The organism is Collinsella aerofaciens (assembly GCF_020709435.1).
Classification (GTDB): Bacteria; Actinomycetota; Coriobacteriia; order Coriobacteriales; family Coriobacteriaceae; genus Collinsella; species Collinsella aerofaciens_AU.
Map to the genome: position 1 here is coordinate 23066 of NZ_JAJFDP010000007.1, position 21899 is coordinate 44964.

At 61.0% G+C, this 21899-nt stretch carries 23 protein-coding genes; all 23 read right to left on the reverse strand.

The window, feature by feature from the left end; translation table 11 throughout:
• Nucleotides 1-101: 101 nt before the first annotated feature.
• The gene (gene rpsO / locus LK493_RS05710) at nt 102-380 is read right to left on the reverse strand and encodes a 30S ribosomal protein S15 (RefSeq protein WP_006235963.1); all 279 of its coding nucleotides are present in this window, start codon (nt 378-380) and stop codon (nt 102-104) included.
• A 138-nt stretch (nt 381-518) separates the two neighbouring features.
• Complete coding sequence (recO, locus tag LK493_RS05715; protein WP_227790418.1) at nt 519-1268, reverse strand: DNA repair protein RecO; 750 nt, start codon at nt 1266-1268, stop codon at nt 519-521.
• Nucleotides 1269-1280: 12 nt separating this feature from the next.
• Nucleotides 1281-2351 (reverse strand): GTPase Era, encoded by a 1071-nt coding sequence (gene era, locus LK493_RS05720; RefSeq protein WP_227790419.1) that lies wholly within the window; start codon nt 2349-2351, stop codon nt 1281-1283.
• 12 nt (nt 2352-2363) lie between these two features.
• Entirely contained in the window at nt 2364-2741 is a 378-nt protein-coding gene (locus LK493_RS05725) for a diacylglycerol kinase family protein (RefSeq protein ID WP_227790420.1), read from the reverse strand.
• Between the two features lie 9 nt (nt 2742-2750).
• Nucleotides 2751-3260, reverse strand: a complete 510-nt coding sequence (gene ybeY, locus LK493_RS05730) for an rRNA maturation RNase YbeY (protein WP_227790421.1) — start codon at nt 3258-3260, stop codon at nt 2751-2753.
• A complete protein-coding gene (locus tag LK493_RS05735) occupies nt 3257-4243 on the reverse strand; it encodes a PhoH family protein (RefSeq protein WP_227790422.1) in 987 nt (328 codons plus the stop codon). The genes ybeY and LK493_RS05735 overlap by 4 nt, the downstream gene beginning before the upstream one ends.
• Nucleotides 4224-5516, reverse strand: a complete 1293-nt coding sequence (locus tag LK493_RS05740) for a MiaB/RimO family radical SAM methylthiotransferase (RefSeq protein WP_227790423.1) — start codon at nt 5514-5516, stop codon at nt 4224-4226. The genes LK493_RS05735 and LK493_RS05740 overlap by 20 nt, the downstream gene beginning before the upstream one ends.
• A 9-nt stretch (nt 5517-5525) precedes the next feature.
• Entirely contained in the window at nt 5526-6674 is a 1149-nt protein-coding gene (gene dnaJ, locus LK493_RS05745; RefSeq protein ID WP_227790424.1) for a molecular chaperone DnaJ, read from the reverse strand.
• Between the two features lie 81 nt (nt 6675-6755).
• Nucleotides 6756-7859: a DnaJ domain-containing protein gene (locus tag LK493_RS05750; RefSeq protein ID WP_227790425.1), complete on the reverse strand. Its 1104-nt coding sequence runs from the start codon at nt 7857-7859 to the stop codon at nt 6756-6758.
• A 58-nt stretch (nt 7860-7917) separates the two neighbouring features.
• The gene (gene hemW, locus LK493_RS05755; RefSeq protein WP_227790426.1) at nt 7918-9150 is read right to left on the reverse strand and encodes a radical SAM family heme chaperone HemW; all 1233 of its coding nucleotides are present in this window, start codon (nt 9148-9150) and stop codon (nt 7918-7920) included.
• 2 nt (nt 9151-9152) lie between these two features.
• A complete protein-coding gene (dusB, locus tag LK493_RS05760) occupies nt 9153-10196 on the reverse strand; it encodes a tRNA dihydrouridine synthase DusB (RefSeq protein WP_227790427.1) in 1044 nt (347 codons plus the stop codon).
• Nucleotides 10197-10200: 4 nt separating this feature from the next.
• Nucleotides 10201-12012, reverse strand: coding sequence for a translation elongation factor 4 (lepA, locus tag LK493_RS05765; RefSeq protein ID WP_227790428.1), 1812 nt, complete (start codon nt 12010-12012; stop codon nt 10201-10203).
• Between the two features lie 96 nt (nt 12013-12108).
• Nucleotides 12109-12375 (reverse strand): 30S ribosomal protein S20, encoded by a 267-nt coding sequence (rpsT, locus tag LK493_RS05770; RefSeq protein ID WP_022094714.1) that lies wholly within the window; start codon nt 12373-12375, stop codon nt 12109-12111.
• A 133-nt stretch (nt 12376-12508) separates the two neighbouring features.
• Complete coding sequence (gene holA / locus LK493_RS05775; RefSeq protein WP_227790429.1) at nt 12509-13471, reverse strand: DNA polymerase III subunit delta; 963 nt, start codon at nt 13469-13471, stop codon at nt 12509-12511.
• A 78-nt stretch (nt 13472-13549) separates the two neighbouring features.
• Nucleotides 13550-15853, reverse strand: a complete 2304-nt coding sequence (locus LK493_RS05780) for a DNA internalization-related competence protein ComEC/Rec2 (protein WP_227790430.1) — start codon at nt 15851-15853, stop codon at nt 13550-13552.
• On the reverse strand, nt 15850-16560 hold the full coding sequence (locus LK493_RS05785) for a ComEA family DNA-binding protein (protein ID WP_117745970.1): 711 nt from the start codon (nt 16558-16560) through the stop codon (nt 15850-15852). The genes LK493_RS05780 and LK493_RS05785 overlap by 4 nt, the downstream gene beginning before the upstream one ends.
• A gap of 214 nt (nt 16561-16774) precedes the next feature.
• Nucleotides 16775-18019 (reverse strand): tRNA uracil 4-sulfurtransferase ThiI, encoded by a 1245-nt coding sequence (gene thiI / locus LK493_RS05790; RefSeq protein ID WP_227790431.1) that lies wholly within the window; start codon nt 18017-18019, stop codon nt 16775-16777.
• Nucleotides 18020-18301, reverse strand: coding sequence for a DNA-directed RNA polymerase subunit omega (locus LK493_RS05795; protein WP_035138532.1), 282 nt, complete (start codon nt 18299-18301; stop codon nt 18020-18022).
• A 5-nt stretch (nt 18302-18306) separates the two neighbouring features.
• Nucleotides 18307-18876 carry a guanylate kinase gene (gene gmk / locus LK493_RS05800; protein ID WP_138374178.1) on the reverse strand — a complete coding sequence of 190 codons (570 nt, stop codon included), beginning with the start codon at nt 18874-18876 and terminating at the stop codon, nt 18307-18309.
• On the reverse strand, nt 18877-19185 hold the full coding sequence (gene mihF, locus LK493_RS05805) for an integration host factor, actinobacterial type (RefSeq protein ID WP_006236130.1): 309 nt from the start codon (nt 19183-19185) through the stop codon (nt 18877-18879).
• 239 nt (nt 19186-19424) lie between these two features.
• Nucleotides 19425-20141 (reverse strand): orotidine-5'-phosphate decarboxylase, encoded by a 717-nt coding sequence (gene pyrF, locus LK493_RS05810; protein WP_227790432.1) that lies wholly within the window; start codon nt 20139-20141, stop codon nt 19425-19427.
• Nucleotides 20135-21043 carry a dihydroorotate dehydrogenase gene (locus LK493_RS05815; RefSeq protein ID WP_006236128.1) on the reverse strand — a complete coding sequence of 303 codons (909 nt, stop codon included), beginning with the start codon at nt 21041-21043 and terminating at the stop codon, nt 20135-20137. The genes pyrF and LK493_RS05815 overlap by 7 nt, the downstream gene beginning before the upstream one ends.
• A gap of 14 nt (nt 21044-21057) precedes the next feature.
• Nucleotides 21058-21825: a dihydroorotate dehydrogenase electron transfer subunit gene (locus LK493_RS05820; protein WP_227790456.1), complete on the reverse strand. Its 768-nt coding sequence runs from the start codon at nt 21823-21825 to the stop codon at nt 21058-21060.
• Nucleotides 21826-21899 lie beyond the last annotated feature (74 nt).

Below are 21899 nucleotides of genomic sequence, written 5' to 3' on the forward strand. Positions count from 1 at the left end.
GCGGGCCCCCTGCCCCCGCCACGCTGTAGAGCGTGATTGTTCACGCCCTTACACAAAAAGAGCGCCCCGCTGCGCAGGACGCTCTTAGCATGTACAAATCCTTACTGGATGTTGTCGCGGATGCCCAGAGCCTTGATGAGCTCACGGTACTCGACGATATCGTTCTTCTTGATGTAGGAGAGAAGACGACGACGACGGCCAACGAGCATGAGCAGGCCACGACGGGTGTGGAAGTCCTTCTGGTGGGACTTCATGTGCTCGGTCAGCTCCTTGATGCGCTCGGACAGGATGGCGACCTGAACCTTGGGGTTACCGGTATCGACCGGGGAGTTACCGAACTGGGCGGTCAGCTCCGCCTTGCGCTCTTTGGAAACAGTCATTGTTTCACCTTTCGTTTCGCGTCGCCCGCGGGCGACTCTATTCGCCTCGGACTGGGAAGCCGCCGGTGGAGCGGGCATCCAAGGTCGAGGTACCAACAAGTCGGTATGCTACCACAAGCGGCGCGCGCCTGCGCATCATCACCGACCCAACATGAATTCCATCGCACGGAGCCGCTGGTCGGTGTGCGTGGCGGCCCAAACATGCGAAAGCCCCAGCAAAAAAGCAGCCGTATGCGGATCGATCCGCTCGTCCATAAGGGCATCGAACGTCATGGACATCAGAGCGCGCAGCCATGCGACCTCGCCGACTGATACCAACTCGGCGCCAGGCACGCTCGAGGCGCACGACCCGCACAGAAGCCCGCCCGCCTGGGGCGAAAAATACGACAGCATGGGGTCTCCGCACAGCACGCATGCCGAAAAATCGGGTCGGTAGCCAACGTGCGACAGCAGTTTAAAGACAAAGGCCGCCACGAGCAGGTCCATATGTGCCGAGTCGAGACCGCTGCCGACAAGCGTGAGCGCTCGCTGCGTGATGGCAAAGGTAAATGGATCCTCGGCATCCTCGAACGAGCACGCGCGCGCAACCTCAGCAATCGCGCTGGCGGCACAGGTCGTCTCGTAGTCAGGAGCGGCACCGAGCGGCGCCTCCATAAGCTCCGCCTGAGAAACCACGTCGAGCGAGCGACCATGCGCGAGCAGCATATCAACGGTGCAGAAGAGCTCGCAACGGGCCGCAAGGCGACCGCCAGGCTTACGTGCGCCCTTGGCCACGGCACGCACCTGCCGCCCCCGTTCGTCGAGCATCGTCAAAATCAGGTCGGTTTCCTTGAGCTTCGTCTTGTCGAGGACGAGCACCTTTGTGCGATATGTGCGAGAGCCTGCCATGAACGCCGAGGCTCAATCTTCGGCGTTATAGCCAAAGCGGCGGATTTGCGCCTCGTCATCGCGCCAGCCGGCCTTAACCTTCACGTCGAGCTCCAAAAAGACCTGAGTGCCAAAGATACGCTCAAGATCGCGACGGGCATCGATGCCGATATGCTTAATCATCTCGCCGCCCTTGCCGATGATGATGCCCTTCTGCCCCTCGCGCTCGACGTAAATCGTGGCGTGCACGCGCAGGACCTTCTTAGTCTGCTCGAGCGCGTCACAGATGACGCCCACGGAGTGAGGGATCTCGTCGCGGGTGCGACGCAGGACCTTCTCGCGCACAAACTCGGCCACGAGGGTCTCGTCGGACGCGTCGGTGCCCATGTCCTCGGGGAACCAGCGCGGGCCCTCGGGCAAAAAGTGAGCGACGGTCTCGATAAACGCATCGACGTTGAAGTTCTTAACCGACGACGTCACGATCTCGTCGTCGTATTCCATAAGCCCGTGAGCGGCCTTGAGCTGCTCCATAACCTGGGCGGGATCGGCCTCATCGGCCTTGGTAAGCACCAGGACCTTTTTGGAACGAGCGTTCTTGACGCGCTCGGCAACCCAGGCGTCTCCCCTGCCAATCGGTTTGGTGGCATCAATCAAAAACGCAATGACGTCTACGTCATTGAGCTCAAACAGGGCACTCTTATTAAGCTCGGAGCCCAGGCCGTCCTTGGGCTTGTGGATACCCGGTGTGTCAACGAAGACCAGCTGGTAACCGGGGCGGTTGACCACGGCGCGCATACGGCGGCGGGTCGTCTGGGCCACCGGAGAGGTGATAGCAACCTTCTTGCCGTAACAGGCGTTGAGCAGCGTGGACTTGCCGGCGTTGGGGCGACCGACCAGGGCCACAAAGCCGCTGCGGAAACCGGGTTCCACGTCTCCAAAACCTGCGAGGCCCTCATCCTCGTCGCACAAGGCATCGAGTTCCTCGTCGCTCATACCCTCAAACGGGTCAAACTCCTCGACCTCGTCAAACGAATCGGCGCCTTCAGCCTCGTCCAGGACCTCGTCATCCAAAACTTCATCGGTAGGCTGCATATTGTCGGACATGGGAAACCCTTTCTAAATAAAGTCGAGCGCGTGGGCAAAGACAAGCAAGCCAACGATCGCGGCGGTAATTGAAAGAACGTATACAGAGGCGGCGGCGATATCCTTCGCGCGCTTGGCCAGCGGATGCAGCTCCTGGGTCGCCAGGTCCACAATCGCCTCCATGGCGGTATTGCACAGCTCGCCGTGAATCACCAGGCCGCAGCAGATGATGACCGTAGCCCACTCGGCAATATCGAGCCCCACGATGCAGCCGGCAATGACGGTGCACGCGCCCGCCGCGAGCATGACCTTGATATTGCGCTCGGTCTTGACGGCAGTGACGAAGCCCTCCATCGCGTATGAGAACGACTTTAAAAAGGACGGATGGTCCTTGTTCGATCCGGGAATCATAGACGGCTCCTAGTCGTGGGAATGATTGGTTATGGGGCCGACGTGGACGAGTTTGGGGTCCTCGCCGCGCTCAAGCGCCAGGTCGCGCAGGATGGCATCCTCGCGTGCCTCCATGACCTCGGCTTCATCGTCCTCGATATGGTCGTAACCCAGCAGGTGCAACATTCCGTGCACGAGCATCAGGCGGCACTCATCGGCGGGGCTGTTGCCAAAGCCGGGGGCCTGGCGGGCAATGACCTGCGGGGCCAGGATAATATCGCCGAGCTCGAGCGTCTCGTCGGCGGGAATGTCATCGTCAAAGGCCGAGTCGCATTCAAACGAGAGCACGTCGGTCGTGCGATCGATGCCACGCCACTCAAGATTGAGCTCGTGCATCTCGTCCTCATCGACATACGAAAGGGAAATCTCGACCTCACGCTCAACACCCTCGGCGGCAAGCACAACTCCGCAGATGTGCTCCACCTCCTGGGCATCGAGCAGCGTATCGAGCTCGGCATCGTTGCTGATCAATACACTCAACGGGACTCCTTTCGGTCGCGCGAGCGCTGCTCACGCACGTCATCATAAGCATCGTAGGCCTCGACGATGCGCCCCACCAAGGCATGGCGCACCACGTCGGCGCGCTCCAGGTGAGAAAACGCCACATCGTCGACGCGACCCAAAATCCTTTCGATATCGGCAAGACCGCCGCGACGACCCACCAGGTCACGCTGGCTCAGGTCGCCGGTAATCACGAACTTGGAATTAAAACCCAGGCGCGTCAGGAACATCTTCATCTGCTCGGGCGTCGTGTTTTGTGCCTCATCGAGCAGCACAAAGGCATCACTCAGCGTTCGACCGCGCATGTAGGCGAGCGGGGCGATCTCGATCACGCCACGCTCCATAAGCTCATCGGTGCGTTCGCGATCCATCATGTCAAAGAGGGCATCATAGAGCGGACGCATATACGGGTCGATCTTTTCCTCGAGGGTGCCGGGCAAAAAGCCCAAGTTCTCCCCCGCCTCGACAACCGGGCGCGTCAGGATCAGGCGGCCCACCTCATGGCGCTTGAGCGCGGCGACGGCGAGTGCCATAGCCAGATAGGTTTTACCGGTACCGGCGGGACCGAGGCCAAACGTGATGGTATGCGAGCGAATGGCATCCACGTAGCGCTTTTGGCCGAGCGTCTTGGGGCGGATGACGCGACCGCGATACGACAGCAGCACGTCATCGCGCAGCGACGAGGCATTATGCTCGCCGTCGCGCAGAACGGCCAGACAACGCGAGACGTCTTCGGCAGAAAGCGTGCGCCCGGCAGCAGCCTCACGAAAGGCATGCTCGAAAAAACGCGCGACCAGCTCAACCTCGTCCGGATCGCCGCTCACGGCAACGCTGTCACCGCGGGCAACCACATGGGCGCGCACCAAGTTCTCGAGTGCACGAAGGGCGCCATCGCCGGCGCCCAAAACGCGCGAGGGGTCGATACCCTCGGGAACGGTAAGTCTAATCTTCGAGGCTTCCATGAACCTCCCTGCGTGCATGGACCAAGCCGGAATCATCGACTCCGATGATAGCAACATCGAGCAGGCAAGGGGCTGTGAGTCCACAGGTATCATCAAGACGGGCATGATGGAACGAGCCGAGCGTCAGGTTGTCGCCATACTCGAGCACCGCACGCTCGACCGTGCCCACGCGGCGGCGGGCATCGGCGATCGCAAGCTCCTGTGCGGCGGCGCGCATGCGACGGCTGCGCTCGGCCATGACCTCAGGGGGTACCTGGTCGGGCATGTCGGCGGCGAGGGTGCCGGGGCGCTTGCTGTAGCGGAACACGTGCATGCGCGAAAAGCCCACGCGACGGCACAGCGCCAGCGACTGCTCGAACTGCTCGTCCGTCTCGCCAGGAAAACCGACGATAACGTCGCACGAAAGTGCGGCCTGTGGCAGGTTAGCGCGAATCATGCGCACCGTATCCTCAAAGGCCTCAGCGCTATAGGGACGACCCATGCGATGCAGCGTCGCCGTGCAGCCAGACTGCACGGGCAGGTGCAAAAACGGCGCGATACGCTTCGGATAGCGAGCCATCACCTTGAGCAAGCGCTCAGAAATATCCATGGGTTCCACCGAGGAGATGCGCACGTGGGCGATCTCGGTGCGCTCCATGATGGCCTGGAGCAGCTCATCGATCTCGACATGTTCGTCGGTCGCGCTCTTGCCGTCATAGGCACCCAGGTTCACGCCGGTCAGCACGACCTCGGGCACGCCGGCCTCCTGGGCTTCACGCACCTGTTCGAGCACGGACTCGACGGGCACGGAACGCTCGGGGCCGCGGGCCTTCCACACGATGCAATAGGTGCAGCGGTGGTTGCAGCCGTCCTGAATCTTTACGCCCAGCCGCGAACGACCGAGCGCATCAACCACGTCGCCATCGCTGCAGGCGGGCACGCTATCGGATTCGACACCTAGCACCTCGCAGACGCGCTCGGCGACGTCTATCTTGGACGGTTCGGCGATCACGCGATCGGAGAGCTCCAGCAGCTCCTCGGGATGCAGGTTGACGACGCAGCCGGTTACGACCACGTAAGGCTCGCCGGGATAGGCCAGGGCGTGACGGACGGCCTTGCGGGTCTTGGCCTCGGCCTCCCCCGTCACGGCACAGGTATTGATAACGATCAGTTCGGCGTCCCGGGGCTCCACCATCGCAAAGCCCAGGCGCATAAGATCGGCAGTGATACGGTCGGACTCAACCCGGTTGACACGACAACCGAGGTTGACGACGGAAATATGGGGTGCGAGCACACGGGCTCCTTAATCGAGGATGTCGTCGAGGGCACTCTTGATACGGTCGGTCACCGACTTCTTACCGGATGCGACGTCATCGCCCATCTCGTCGGCAAAGGCGCGAAGCAGCTCGCGCTGCTTGTTGGAGAGATTGGTGGGAACGACCACGCGCAGCTGCACAAACAGACGACCGCGCGAGCCGCCACCGCCGATACGCGGCATGCCGTAGTTATTGACGCTCACGGTGTCACCGTACTGTGTGCCGGCGGGGACACACACCTTGACGACCTCGTCAGGCATAATGCCCTCTACCTCAATCTCGCAACCGAGCGCGGCCTGCGCAATCGAGATATCGCTCACCAGATAGAGGTCATCGCCATTACGCTTAAAACGCTCGTGGTCGGCGACACGCACGTTGACGATCAGGTCGCCCGACGGCTCGCCACGAAGGCCGGCCTCGCCAAAACCACTCACGCGCAGCTGACGACCGGTCGAAACACCAGCGGGAATATCGATGTCAATCTTTTCGTGAGAAGGCGTGCGGCCCTGGCCATCACAGGTCTCGCAGGGATGATCGATGACCGTGCCTTCCCCGTGGCAGTCGGGACAGGGCGAAGAGGACTGAACCTGGCCCAGGAAAGAACGCTGGACCGTCGTCACATAGCCTGTGCCGTGACAGCGGCTGCACTGCTTTTCGGTCGCGCCCTCGGCCTTGCCGGTACCATTACAGTCATCGCAAGGGGCAAGGCGGTCGTAGCTGATCGTCTTTTTGCAGCCGAGCGCCGCCTCCTCGAGCGTCACCGAAAGGGAGATGGCCATATCGCGACCGCGACGGCGCTCGCGACGGCTACGGGCGCCACCACCGGAGCCACCGCCAAAGAACGACGAGAACAGGTCGTCCATGCCCATGCCGCCAAAGATATCGTTGATGTCGACATAGCCAGAGCCACCGGGGCCGTCAGCGGTGCCGTAACGGTCGTAGTTAGCACGCTTCTGCTCGTCGGAAAGAACGGAATAGGCCTCGTTGAGATCTTTGAACTTGGCCTCGGCCTCGGGGTCGTCCGAAACATCCGGGTGTACCGTACGGGCTTTCTTTAGAAACGCGCGCTTAATCGTCCGCGCGTCGGCATCCTTGTCAACGCCAAGTACCTCGTAGTAATCCCTATTTTCCGACACGACCGAATCCTTCCAACTTTCATTATTGTCACAGTGCGTCCTATACCCAAGCTGGGCCGGGCGCAAACAGAGGGTTTGATGTTATTGCATTCCGTACGGCGAAAGCACGGCCCGCTGCGAGCAGCTCGCGAACCAAACCGACACGAGCGCGAACATAAAACCGTTGGCAAATCCATTGGCAAACTGCATCGCGCCGCGTTTCCACCACAGCAGACTGCGATGAAGCACGCCGTCCGACAGCACCATGAACAAGCCCATGGCAAACGGAATGAAGCACATCATGGCGAAGGCGGAGAACACGCCCGAGATGGCCGACAGCACCAAAAACGGAGCGATAATGCCCATGAGGTAGAAGCCGGTGCGAGCCTTACCCTCCAGGCGCTCGGCCTCGACGTGCGCACGACCGACCAGATCGCCGCCCGAAGCGCCGTTCGTGCCGGCGTGACCCATGTTGGGGATGCGCACCTCGTCGCCATCATGCGTGCCGGCGGGAAACTCAATCGTCTGTTCGGAGGTCACACGGACACGGCCGCTGCCACTGCAATCGGGGCAGGGGTCGGCAACGACCTTGCCGGAACCGCCGCACTCAGGACAAACCGTCTGGAACGTGCCCGCACCAAACAGGAAGGACAGGTCGACATCGATATGGCCGCGACCACCGCAGCTCGGGCAGGTATGGGCGTGATCGGATGATACAGAACCCGAGCCGCCGCAGTGACCACAGGTATCGAAGCGCGTGTAGCGCACGGTCTTGCGGGCGCCCTCCTTGGCCTCTTTGGCGTCGAGCTTGATATCGACGACCACGTTGGCGCCGTTCTCGGGATTATAGGCAGCCTGGCCGCGACGGGGCTGGCCCCAGGCGCCCCCAAAGGGGAAACCGCCCTCAAAGGGATTGCCATAGCCCGCGCTGCCGGCATAGCCGCCGCCATAGGGCGAAGCCGTCGGCGCACCGGCAAAGGGATTGCCCGAGCGCATGGCGTCATAGCGAGCACGCTTCTGCTCGTCCGAAAGCACGGCGTAGGCTTCGGAAACCTCTTTGAACTTTTCCTCGGCATCTGGCTCTTTATTGACGTCCGGATGGAGCTTGCGGGCCTTTTGTTGGAAGGCCTTTTGAATATCACGCGAGGTGGCGTCCTTGGAGACGCCCAAAATCTCGTAGTAATCTTTTTCGTTCATCGTCGCCATGCGCGGCAACCTCCTGCTCACAGCAGCGTATATATTGCGGTAATTCTACCCGAGCGGCCTAAGCTAGACCCCAAAACAGCTCGAACAGCATATTTCCATCGAGCCAGCCCAAGTGGGTCGGCGCTAAACGGGCGCGGGCGCGACCTGCGATAACGTCTTTTGAGGTGACGCGCCCCGCCTGTCCTTCAACATGATCGGGCGCCCAGGTGGCAAGGCCCAACTCGAGCGCACGGTCGCAGGCCGCCGCCAGCTCGTCTGCAGCAATCACGCTTGCCGAGTGAACCAACAGTTCGGACCCAATGCCACGTGTCATGCGGCAGGCGAGCATCAAATCCTCGGCCACCGCCTCGCGCTGCGACAGATACTCGGCATCAAAGGTCGTCGCGGCATCGTCGCGTTGTACCAGACGCACGCGATGCGCTTCGCCGCGAGCAGGCACGTCGGGATACAGCCCGGCCAAACGATCGAAATCCTCGGCGTCGAGCATACCGGCGGCAGAACGACCCAAACCCAAATAGCCCTGTCCGGTCCAATAGGCAATGTTGTGGGCGCATTCATGCCCATCGAGCGCGTAGCTCGCCACCTCATACGGATGGTAGCCCGCCGAACTCAGCCGCTCGCGCGCAACGTCCATGCATGCGGCTTGGAAATCCTCATCGGGCTCGAGCGACTCATCGCGGCACGCCATGCGATAGAGGGGCGTCCCCTCCTCGAGCGTGAGCGGGTAAACCGACACATGATGCGGAGCCGCCGTCAGCACGCCATCGAGCGTGCTCTTCCAACTCGCTGTGGTCTGTCCGGGAAGTCCACACATAAGATCGCACGACACGTCAAGCCCAGCGTTCTTGACCGTCGCGATGGCAGCGAGCGCCCGATCGGCATCGTGAATACGGCCAATCGCAGCAAGCTCGTCGTTGTCGAGGGTTTGGACTCCCAGAGAAATGCGCGTGACGCCCACCCCGGCAAGCGCCGCGGTGAGCTGCGAAGTCAACGACTCAGGATTAGCCTCGCAGGTAAACTCAACGGGCTTACACCACGCAGAGATACGCCGGGCGAGTTCTACCAGACGCTCCCCCGCCAGCGACGGCGTGCCGCCGCCAACATAGACGGTGCGGACCTGCGCAAGCGCCCCGGCGTCTCCAAAGGCATCGAGGCGTGCATACAGCTGCTCAAAATAGGCATCGAGCGCAGCGCTCAGGTCGCACGGAGCGAAACTGCGCGAGTCAAAGTCGCAATAGCGGCATTTTTGAGCGCAAAACGGCACGTGCACATACAGCGCGGTAACGGCCACCCTTAAGCCTCCAGCGGATGAGCGGGCACCGACTCACCGGCGGCAAGCGCGGCCTCGCAGGCCACCACGTCGCACTCGATATCATCGACCAGCGCCATAAACTCCTCGTACGTGGAGCAGCGCACCACCCGAGCGCGCCAAGCGGCAGCATGAGGCATGCCCTTTAAGTACCAGCTTGCATACGTACGGGCGCGCGACATAAGCGGCAGAAGCTCGTGCGTCAACGTCAGGTGCTCACGCAAAGCCTCCAGGCGCTCGACCGAGGAGCGAGAAGGAACCGGCGTGCCATCGAGTGCAAGGGCTCGGGCATCGCCGAACACCCACGGATTGCCGTAGATTCCGCGCGCGATAAACACCGCGCTGGCACCCGAGCCGTGCAGATGCTCAGCAGCGTCCTCGGCCGAGAACACATCGCCCGAGCCAATCACGGGAATCTCGACGGCGTCGGCAACCTCATCGACGACAGACCAATCGGCCTGGCCCGTATAAAGTTGCGTGGCACAACGACCGTGCACGGCAACTGCGGAGGCGCCCGCCCCTTCGAGCATCTGGGCAAACGTTGCGGCGTTGCGATCCTCGGCATAAAAACCCTTGCGGATCTTCACGGTCACGGGAACATGAGCCGCGCCCACCGTCGCCTCGACAATCTTCTCGGCCAGGTCGGGCGTGCGCATGAGCGCCGAGCCCTCGTCCTTGGTAACGACCTTGCGAGCCGGACAAGCCATGTTGATATCAATCAATGACAAACGATCGCCAACGCGTTCCTCGACGGCGGCGACGGCACGCGCAAACTGATCGGGCTTGGAACCAAAGAGCTGCACGCAAATCTGCTGCTCCTCGTCGGCCGGCAACACCAGGCGCCAGGTCTTGTTGCTGGCATAGGCAAGGCCCGCAACGCTCACCATCTCGCTATAGGCAAGGTTGGCACCGCGGCGGCGACACATGATGCGATAGGCGGGGTCGGTTACGCCCGCCATGGGAGCCATAAGGAACGGCTGCTCGGCATAGGCGCCTAGCAGCCGCTTGCTGTATTCAGAAAGCGCCATAGACCTACTCGTCCACCTTGAGGATCGCCATAAAGGCCTCCTGCGGGACCTCGACCGATCCGATGGCCTTCATGCGCTTCTTGCCCTCTTTCTGCTTCTCGAGCAGCTTGCGCTTACGCGAGATATCGCCGCCGTAGCACTTAGCAAGCACGTCCTTGCGACGCGCCTTGACGGTGGAGCGGGCGATGATCTTGTTGCCGATAGCACCCTGGATGGGCACCTCGAACAGCTGACGCGGGATGATCTCCTTGAGCTTGTCGCAAAGGCCGCGGGCCAGGCCATAAGCCTTATCCTTGTGCACGATAAACGACAGCGCGTCCACCTCGTCGCCCGAAAGCAGGATGTCGAGCTTGACGAGCTCGGAGGGGCGATATTCGTTGAACTCGTAGTCGAGCGAGGCGTAACCCTTGGTGCGGCTCTTGAGCTGATCGAAGAAGTCCAAGATGAGCTCGGCGAGCGGCATATCAAAACGCATCTCGACCGATTTGCTCGTCAGGTGGATCATATCGGTCGTGACGCCACGGTGCTCGATAGCGAGCTGCATGACGGCACCCGTATACTCGGGCGGGCAGATGATCTTTGCCTTGAGGTAGGGCTCTTCGATACGTTCGATGCGCGTGGCCTCGGGCAGATCCTGCGGGCTGCGGACATCGATCATCTCACCATCGGTCTTGTACACGTGGTAGTCGACCGAGGGGCTCGTGGCGATCAGGTCCAGATTGAACTCGCGCTCCAGGCGCTCCTTGACGACCTCCATGTGCAGCAGGCCCAGGAAGCCCACGCGAAAGCCAAAGCCCAGCGCCACCGACGTCTCAGGCTCCCACACCAACGACGGATCGTTGACGTGCAGCTTATCGAGCGCGTCGCGCAGGTTCTCGTAGTCCTTGTTGTCGATGGGGAACAGACCCGTGTAGACCATGGGCTTGGCCTCGCGGTAGCCCGGTAGCGGCTCGGGGCAGGGGTTCGAAGCCCACGTAAGGGTATCGCCCACGCGCACGGCCTCGGGGTCCTTCAGACCCGTGACCACATAGCCAACCTCGCCAACCGTCAGCGCGTCAACCGGGGTCTCGGCAGGACGCTTGACACCCACGCCGTCGACCAAAAAGTCGCCCTCTGCCTGCATCATGCGCAGGGTATCGCCCTTTTTGATGGAGCCGTCAAAGACGCGCACCGTGGCCACCACGCCGCGATACTCGTCAAAGTACGAATCCAGAATGAGCGCTTTGAGCGGAGCATTTGCATCGCCCTTAGGCGGAGAGATCAAAAAGACGATGGACTCTAGCAGATCGTGAATACCCTCGCCGGTCTTGCCCGACACGCACACGGCATCATCGGCGGGAATCGCCAGGTCATCCTCGATCTCGGTCTTGACCTCGTCGGGATGGGCCGAGGGCAGGTCGATCTTGTTGATGGCCGGCACAATGTCCAGATTGGCGTTCATGGCGAGCGTCGCGTTAGAGACGGTCTGCGCCTCAACGCCCTGCGTGGCGTCGACAACGAGCACCGCGCCCTCACAGGCTGCCAGCGAGCGCGAAACCTCATAGGTAAAGTCCACGTGGCCCGGCGTATCGATCAGATTGAACTGATACGTCTCGCCATCGTCGGCGTCATAGGACACGCGAACGGCATTGGACTTGATCGTGATGCCGCGCTCGCGCTCGATATCCATGGTGTCGAGCAGCTGCGACTCCATGTCGCGCTCGTCGACGGTATGGGTGAGCTCGAGAATGCGGTCACTGATCGTGGACTTGCCATGGTCGATGTGCGCAACAATCGAGAAGTTGCGGATGTGGGAAATGTCAATTGAAGTATCCATGCGGACTATCTTACCCGAGCGGTACAAAAAATGGAGCCTGTTCCATAAAACAGGCTCCATTTATGCGCGTAATCTGTGTGGTGTGAAATTTACAACTTAGGCGTTGATGCTGTTCACGAGCTTGGCAAGACCGGACTTGCGGTTGGAAGCCTGGTTCTTGTGGATAACATGCTTGGCGGCAGCCATGTCGAGACGCTTGGTGACGGTCTTGAGGGCAGCCTGGGCCTTCTCGGCGTCGCCCTCGGCGACGGCGGACTGGACGTGCTTGGTCAGCGTCTTGAGCTCGGACTTGACAGCCTTGTTACGCATGCGAGCTGCCTCATTGGTGCGGATACGCTTCTTCTGAGACTTGATGTTTGCCACTTCTGGAGTTCCTTTCGAGTTCCTTGCAAAAAATGTATGACACCTCTGAGACACGGTGAGGTCATGCAAGCGCCTACTATAGCACGCTCCCCCTCAAAGGGATAGAACGAATTTGTCAAATAGGCAGGTATCATCACGATTTTCTCAAGATGTTCGTAATCCAGAGCAAAAGCGCGGTCTGGGAATCAGCCGAACCCTTCAATGCGAGCTCCACATCGACCGCGCCCTCGAGCGCGGCAACGAGCTCGGTCATCGAAAAACGACGCGCCCAGGTCAGGTGATTCTTGACCTGCCAAGACTGGAGCTTGAGCGTCGCGGCAAGCTCGCGGCCCTGTCCACGCGCATCGAGTGCCTTGGCGACGATAAGCTCGCGAATGCGTCCGCACAGCAGCGTGTAGGTCCACACATAGCTCTTGGTTGGTAACAGCCCAAAGAGCTCAAGCGAGCGGCGCATATCACGAGCCGAGACCGCGTTGAGAAAATCCCAGGGCTGGACTTCGGCCGTGCGCACGATCCAGCGTTCCACATCGGCAAGCTCAATTTGCGGCGCCTCGACCATCTGGGCAAGCTTGGCCAAGTCGTTATCGAGCATGCGAGTGTTCTCACCCGAGCGCGAAACGAGCTCCTCGGCGGCCGCCGTCGAGATGGACTTTCCGTGCTGCGTCGCCATCTGCTGCACGCGGCGCGGGAGCTCCCAGCGCTTGGTGCCCGAACAGTCGATCACGGCCTTCTTGTCAATCTTGGCGATTGCCTTGTACAGGCGCGTGCTCTTGGCAAGCGAATCGGCGATGATGAGGCAAACCGTCGTGGGGCTGGGACTCGCCAGATACTCGACAAGCGGCTCGGAGATCGCTTTGACGAGTTTTGAGCAGCCGTCAAGGATTACCAGGCGAAACTCGCTGCCCATGGGAAAGGTGTTAAGCGACCCGATAATCGACTCGATATCGGGGTCTTTGGTCATATCGCGCTCGTCGAGGTTGAACTCGACCATGCCCGTCTTTTCCAGACGAGCCTTCATACGCGAGACGGCGTGGTCGCGTTTGACTCCGTCGGTACCGACGATCAGATACGCCGGCAAAAGACCGGTTTCGGACATCGCGCTCCCCTCCCGCAGGCTCTCGTGCTCGTACCGTGTCATTCTATCCCATGGGTTGGTCCCACGCCAACGGCAGCATCAAGGTCGCTGACATCGCATGGCAAAACCGGTTGCAGTCGGCGAGACAGTGATATCTCCCTGTTCGATGGTGCATGCGAACACGCCACCCGCATCGCGAACGGCATCGATGCAGGCATCGGATGGATGACCGTAGCGGTTGCCCTCGCCCGCACTCGCGATAGAGAGCTCGGGCTTAAGCGTTTCCAGTAGGTCAGTGTCGACGGAAACTTTTGAGCCGTGATGCCCCAGCTTGAGCACATCGATATCGCCCACCGCCTGCACAAACTCGCACTCCTGATCGAGCTCGGCATCACCGGTGAGGAGCACGCGCAGGCTCTTGCCTTCCCTAGCATAGGAAAGCAGCAAGACAAGCGAGTCCTCATTGCCCTCGCCATCCACCGTGTCAAACGGCCACATCACACGAGCCCGAAATGCGCCGATATCGAACGTGTCTCCGCGGGCCACCTGCCGATACGTAACGCCGGGGCGATTCAGAACCTCAGCAGGCGCGCCTTCTAGCGCATCGGCCGCGACCGCAATGGTTCCAACCGAAAACTGATCGAGCACATCGGGAAGACCACCCCAATGGTCTTCGTCCCAATGCGTCACGAAGACGGCGTCGATATGGTGGACATTGTTGCGAACCAACGCCGACACCACGCGCTCATCGAGCCCACAGTCGACGAGCGCCACGGTGCCACCCTGACGAACCAGAATCGCATCGGCCTGGCCAACATCGAGGACCGTTACCGAAGGCGGTGCGCATCGATCCCAATAGACATACGGAACACCCGCTGCAAGCATCAAGCACAACAGCCCCACTGCCATGGGCCGTGCGCAGGGGCGTGGCCACCAGACCAAGAGGACGGCCAGCGCAAACGGCACCACGTATACCAAGGGTGTACCGGGCGGCACGCTTACGGATGCGCCCGGAACGGCAGCAAAGAGCTGCTCAAAGAACAGGGCGCAGCGAGCGACAATCATGGGCACCACGAGCGCCCCGTGACGCAACAGCGGCACAAGCGAGCAGGGCACCAGCACAATCGATATAGCGAGCAGCACGCTTATCACCGGACCGATCACGGCATTTGCGAGCGGGGCAATGAGCGAAAACGTCTCAAATGCGGGAATCGTAACGGGAAGTGTCGCCAGCTGCGAGCACAGCGTGACAGACAAAATACTGGCGACGCCCGATGGCACACCCAACTCGCCCAAGGCGTAGGTGGCGTAGGGGCAAAAACAAAGGATGGCAAAAACACTGGCGCACGATAGCTGAAAACCCATTTCGAACAATACCGTCGGCCGCAGCAACACAAAAATTGCCATGGTCAAAAAAAGAGCCGAGAGGCCATGCCGACGACGTCCGGCGCCGTTGGCGACAAGCGTCACCGCCACCATACAGCACGCGCGCACGGCCGAGGGCGAGGCGCCCGTAAAGACGGTATAGGCAGCGAGGGCCAGCACCAACAGCCCCCGCTGCAGCCCACGAGAGAGACGCGTCTTTTGCAGGGCGCTCTCAATCACAAACCCCACGATGGCAAGATGACTGCCCGAAACGGCGATAAGATGTGCGGTGCCCGTTACCGAAAACCAATCGCCCGCCGGCAGGGCACGCAGCTCGGCCGAGCGTCCGCAGACAACGCCGGCAATAAGCGAGCGCGCTGGATCGGTCGCGGGCGCGATAAGGGCAAGGAGCTCGTTTCGAAGCCAAAGCAACGGCCCCGGAGAACCCTCGTCGACCGATACCAACCGGACGACTTTAACCTTTCGAAGCTCGCCCCGAAGCACGCGTGAGCGCCCATACGCATCATTCTCAAACCGCGAAATTCGACCGATAGCACGTACATGCGAACCGGCGTCGAGTTCATGATCACACGACAGCCGTACCTGACCCAAGCGCTTTTCGCCCGCATACGCATCGCAGGTATAGGAGTACGAACCGTCATTGATGGACGGATCGCCCTGCACATAAAATTCGAGACTGCTCGCAGCCCGATTATCCAATGCCCTCGAAGCGCGCAGCGCCCCTATCGCCCAACCAGCGGACACGACCGCCCCCGCCACGAGGCCGAGAGCCGCGGCATACAGCCATCGCTTCCATCGCACAAGACGCATGCAGGACCGAGCCAATACGATGCACGCCGCAGCCGCAACGGGAATGGCCATAAGCAATATAACGGGCGCTGCCCGCTCTCCCAGCAGCACATCGGCTGCCACGTTAAGCACCAAGCCACAGCTCGCACACAAACCGGCACAAAGGACCATCGTCCACGGCATCAAGGGCCGCGGTGGCATCACATGCTCGCGCTCGGTCGCACTCATACGCAGATGCAATCTTTGATTTTGGCGAGCTTCTTCTCACCGATCCCCGATACGCGCATAAGGTCATCAACCGAGGCAAAGGCCCCGTTTTGCGTCCGTTCGTCGATAATTGACTGGGCCATAGAAGGCCCGATGCCCGAAAGCGTCTGCAGCTCCGCCGCACTTGCCGTATTGATGTTCACGAGCCCCGACGAAGACCCCGCACCAGGAGTCGTGGCAGCACCGCTTTCGGCCCCGCCGACCGCCACAGCCGCTTGTTGCTCCCCCACCGTCGGCACATAGATCTTTTGACCATCTGTGATCTTGGACGCACGATTAAGCCCTGTCACATCCGCCTCGGCCGTAAGCCCTCCGGCAGCATCGATTGCCTGGGATACCCGCGCTCCGCCTTTGAGCCGGTACACGCCAGGCCTCACAACGGCGCCATCCACATCGACGTACACCTCGGCGGCAGAAGAACTCTTGGCAGACGACTCATCGGCATCATCAGGTGACACATCCCCGTCCCCTCGCACATCCGAGGCGCCTGCCTCGTCACTACGCTCAAACGACACGTTGCTGGAATGGCCACCAAAATTTGCCATCGCCAGGCCACTCGCAGCGGCAATGGCAACCAGAATCGCCACGACCACCGCCTTATGGCCGAGCAGCTTTTCTGCCCAGCGGTCCATCCGTTTAACCCGTTCGTGTTGCTCGCGCTGCGCCATAGCAAACACCTCCCAACACCATCGTGTCAGGAAACGAGCGCCGCAGACTCCGCACGCCCACACCAGTTTCCACGGTCAAACCAAAAGCTGACCAAAACCTTGCTGAAAAGTGTCCATTTATTCAGGCAGACGTCGACAGATGAACCGTTTGTCGCCTAATGCCCAGATAGAAAAAGACCGACGATGCAAAATCACCGCCGGTCTATACACAATATTATTCGTGATCTTGGTAAATCTCACGTGGAGCGAGCTCGGAATGTTTGCGTTTTAAGGTCTTAGGGGTCTTATACGTGTTGCTCTCGAAGTCGATATACTCGGTCTGTTTGAGCAAACGCTCAATCATCTCCTCGTGATCGAACAGCTCCCACGCCTCATGCACGGCATCGAGTTTAGCGTGCGTCTCGGGACGGCGCGGCATAAACAGCGTGCAGCAGTCGGGAGCGGCCTCAGTCGAGATATCGAACGTGCCGATCTCCTCGGCGCGCGCGATGATCTCCTGCTTGTCCGAACCGATGAGAGGACGGAACACGGGGATCTTCACGGCCTCGTTGACGGCCATGATGTTCTCAAGCGTTTGGGAGGCAACCTGCCCAAGTGATTCGCCCGTAACGATAGCCTTGGCACCCTCGATGTGTGCAATGCGCTCGGCAACCGAATACATAATGCGGCGATACATAATCACGCGCAGGTTGCTGGGACAGGTGACCGAAATCTCACGCTGGCAGTCGCCAAACGGCACCACGTACAGGCGGCCGATCTGGACACCCGGCTCAAGCGCACGGATGATGTCCTGCACCAAATACTCGCTCGTATCGGGCGTCTGCGGACGACCGGAGAAATGTACCGGCACGCACACCGCGCCGCGACGCGCGAGCATCCAGGTCGCCACCGGAGAATCGATACCCGACGACAACAGCGTCACGACCTTGCCGGCAGAACCCACCGGCAGACCGCCCACGCCACGCTCGGAGCGCGCATACACGTAGACGCTACCCTGGACCACCAGTACGTGCACCATCGCATCGGGGTCATGCATTTGAACCTTTTTATCGGGGAAGGCCTCGCACAGTACCTCGCCCACCTGACGATTGATATCAATCGAGGTGAGCTCATAGTCGGTATTGGAGCGCTTGGCGTGCACCTTAAACGAATCGAAAGGACCAAACTCGCGCAGCGCCTTGACGGCGGCGGCACAGTACTCCTGCGGGTCGCGGTTAGTGTGATACGCCAAAGACACACGAGCAACGCCGGGAACGGTGCGAATGACACGCGCCGCCTCATCGGCCTGATGCTCGTTAAAGGTCACGAGGATATAACCGGAAATTCGAGACACGGCATTCACGGAAAAGGCGGCCAAGGCCGCCTTGATGTTATCCATGAGGATATGCTCAAAATGTGCGCGGTTCTTACCCTTCAGTCCAACCTCGTGATAGTGGACCAGGCAGACGCGAGCCGCCATTTAGGCTTCAGCAACCTTGTGGCCGAGCGCCTTCTCGTAACGGGCCTCGTCGTAAGAGATGTCGCCGTCGACAATCTCGTCCATAGCCATCGAGATGGTATCGGCACCGGAAAGCCCGATGGTGATGTCATCGACATCCTGGACGGCAAGCACGCGGTTGTGCTGGCCACGCAGCATGCTATTGATGTCGCAGGCGCGCTTGGAGGCAAGCGAAGCGAGCAGGAAGCGGTTGTGATCGGTCTTCTCCAAAAGATCGTCAATGCAAGGCTTTACAACGGACACGGACCTCAGATCCTTTCATGCATATCGAGAACGCGAACGAGTTCATCGGTCGCGCGGTCGAGATCGTCATTAACCACGACGTCGTCGTAGCGGTCGGCAAGGGCAAGCTCATCGGCGGCGTTTGCCATACGCAGCTCAATCGTCTCGGGCGTCTCGGTACCGCGACCGACTAGACGCTCGCGGAGCACCTCAAGCGAAGGCGGCTTGATAAAGATCAGCACGGCCTCGGGGAAACGCTCCTTCACCTGCAGGGCACCCTGGACATCGATCTCCAAGATGAGAGACGAACCAGAGGCGAGCTTGGACTGGACCTCGCTCACCAACGTGCCGTAGCAGTTACCGTGGACCTCGGCCCACTCAACAAACTCACCGTTTGCCACGCGGCGGTCGAACTCCTCGCGCGTCAGAAAAAAGTAGTTGACGCCGTCGACCTCACCTTTGCGTGGTGCTCGCGTGGTAGCCGAAACCGTCAGGCCCAGGTTCGAGCGGCGCTCGCGCACACGAGTGACGAGCGTACCCTTGCCTGCGCCTGACGGTCCAGAAATCACAAAGAGCTTGGAATCCTGAGCGCTCACTTATTTGGTCAGCTGCTCGAGGAGCTGCTCGCGCTGACGGACGCCGAGGCCCTGGACGCGACGGGTAGCGGAGATACCGAGCTCCTCCATGATCTTGGCGGCCTTGGCCTTGCCATAACCAGGGAGAGACTCGATGAGGGTGGAAACCTTCATGCGGGAAGCGATGGGGTCATCGGAGTTGAGCACGGACTCGAGGGACTTCTCGCCCTTCTTGATCTGCTCGCGAAGCTCAGCGCGGGCGTGACGTGCGGCAGCAGCCTTCTCAAGAGCCTGCTTGCGCTGCTCATCGGTAAGCTGAGGGAGTGCCATTCGTACCTCCAAATAGTTGGGTTATATCTGATTCAATAATTGGCATTTTAGCACGTAGAACGTACAAAATGCCCAATCGCGGCTCCATAGGTTAGACGATACCCGCAAAAAGTGCAATATACTGCGCCCAAAGTTAAGCCCCTGGCCTGCGATTCCACACAAAGGATGGGAAAGTTTACGCAGGCACAGGGGCTATTTTGTGCTAATGAGACCCAAAAGTGGTGACTTAGGGGAATCTTTTACGCGACGTTTTCGACAAGCTCGGCGACGATGGCGTCAAAGGCGGCAACCGGATCGTCGGCACCGGTGATGGGACGGCCCACCACAATGTGGCTTGCGCCACGCTCGATAGCCTGGGAAGGCGTCGCCACGCGGGACTGGTCACCAAGGGCGGCACCAACCGGACGCACACCCGGAGTCACGATCAGGGCATCGGGACCCAACAGCTCACGCATGTCGTGAGCCTCCATCGGCGAGCACACGATGCCGTCGATGCCGTTGGCCTGAGCGAGCTTTGCCAGGCGGGCGGCCTCCTCGGCCACGGGCGACTCGACGCCGATCTCGCTCAAGGCATCCTGATTCATGCTCGTGAGCACGGTGATGGCGACGAGCTTGGCGCGGTCGTCGCGCGCCTCCTCGGCACCCTCGCGGCAGGCAGCGAGCATGGCGCCCGAACCCAAGCCGTGAACCGAGAGCAGGTCGGCACCGGCAAGCGAGGCCGAGCGGGCGGCACCGCGAACCTGATGCGGAATATCATGGAACTTAAGGTCAAGAAAGACCTTAAAGCCTAGGTCCTTAAAGGTCTTGACGATCTGGGGACCCTCGGCGTAATAGAGCGTCATACCAACCTTGAGCCAAGCGGCATGGCCCGAAAGCTCGTGGGCGAGCTCGAGCGCACGCTCACGATCGCAGTCGAGGGCGACGATTACGCGGTCGCGGGCATCGGTCTCTAGCATTCGAAAGCACCTACCAGCTCGTTGATGTCCTTTACGCCCTGGGACTCGGCCCAGGCCTCGAGCTCGTGCGCGATCTTGAGCGAAGCGCACGGATCGACGAAGTTGGCCATGCCAACCGACACGCAGGTGGCACCGGCCAGGATAAACTCGGCCGCATCCTCGCCGGTCATGACACCGCCGACGCCGTTGATGGGGATATCGACGGCCTGGGCGACCTCCCAGACCATGCGCACGGCGATGTGGTGGCACAGCGGGCCCGAAAGGCCGCCCTTGGGCTTTGCCACGCGGGACTTGCGGGTATGGACGTCGATGGCCATGCCCTGGATGGAGTTAATGACCGAAAGGCCGTCGGCGCCGGCGGCTTCGAGGGCCTTGGCGATCTCGGCGACGTTGACCGGCGCCATCTTCACGAACAGCGGCTTATCGGTCACCTTGCGGCAGGCAGCCATAACGGAAGAGGCGCCCTCGGGCGTAGAGCCCATGGCGGCACCGCCGGCGGCGATGTTGGGGCAGCTCACGTTGATCTCGTAGCCGGCAGCCCAGGGGCATAGCTCGACATACATCTCGAGCGCGCGCACAAACTCGTCAACGGAGTGGCCGGCAACCTGACAGATGACCTGGCAACCGTCCTTGGACAGTTGCTCGAGCCACGGGCCGGACTCGCGGGCAAAGGCGGCCACGCCGGGGTTCTGAAGGCCCACGGAGTTGATCATACCGCCGGGGATCTCGGCCATGCGGGGCGCGGGGTTGCCGGGCCAGGGCTCGGCTGCGCAACCCTTGGTGGTGATGGCGCCCAGCTGGGAAACATCAAAGAAGTTCTGGAACTGCCAACCGTAACCAAAGGTACCGGCTGCGGTGTTGATGGGGTTCTGCATCTTGACGCCGCCGAAATCGACGGCCATGTTCACGGTACCCACTAGAAGACCACCACCTTGGAAGCATCGAACACGGGGCCGCACATGCAAGCACCCTTCATACCGTCGACCGTCTCGACATTGCAGGTGTTGCAGGCGCCAAAGCCACAGCTCATCATGCGCTCGAGGGACACCTCGCAGTACGCACCGGCCTCGGCGGTAGCAGCGGCGACCTTCTTCATCATGACGGCGGGACCGCAGCTGGCGACGTAGTCGTAGCCGCCCTCGCCGAGCAGCTCGGCGGCAGGATCGGTGCAAAAACCGTGCGTGCCGAGCGAGCCGTCGTCGGTGCAAACGTTGACCGTGGCGCCCAGCGCGCGGAACTCATCGATGCCCACGGCCTTGGAAGCGGTGCCAAAACCCAGGCACACGTCGAAGGCCACACCCTGCTCGGCAAGCTTGCCGGCAAGGCACAGCACGGGCGGAACACCGATGCCGCCCGCCACGAGCAGCGCCTTCCTGGTGCCCTCGGGAACAAGCCAGCCGCGGCCGCCAGGGCCCAACAGGTTGGACTTGGAGCCGGGGGCCATCTGCGACAGGCGACGGGTGTCGTCGCCCACGACGGCGTACCACAGCTCGACAGTGCCGGCCTCGGCGTCGGCGCGATAGAAGCTCAGGGGCACGCGAAGCAGCGAGGAAGCATCGCCGGGCACGGCAATGTTCACAAACTGGCCGGGCTTGAGCGCACTTGCAAGCTTGGGGGCCGAGATGACGAGCGAGAAGATGCCGTCGGCGATCTCCCGGTTCGAGACGACCTCGAAGTCGTGCATGCGTGCAGTGGAAGGTGTGGGCATAGACGCTCCAATCCCCCATGCGGTTGCATGGTCCAAACGAATAGAAAGCG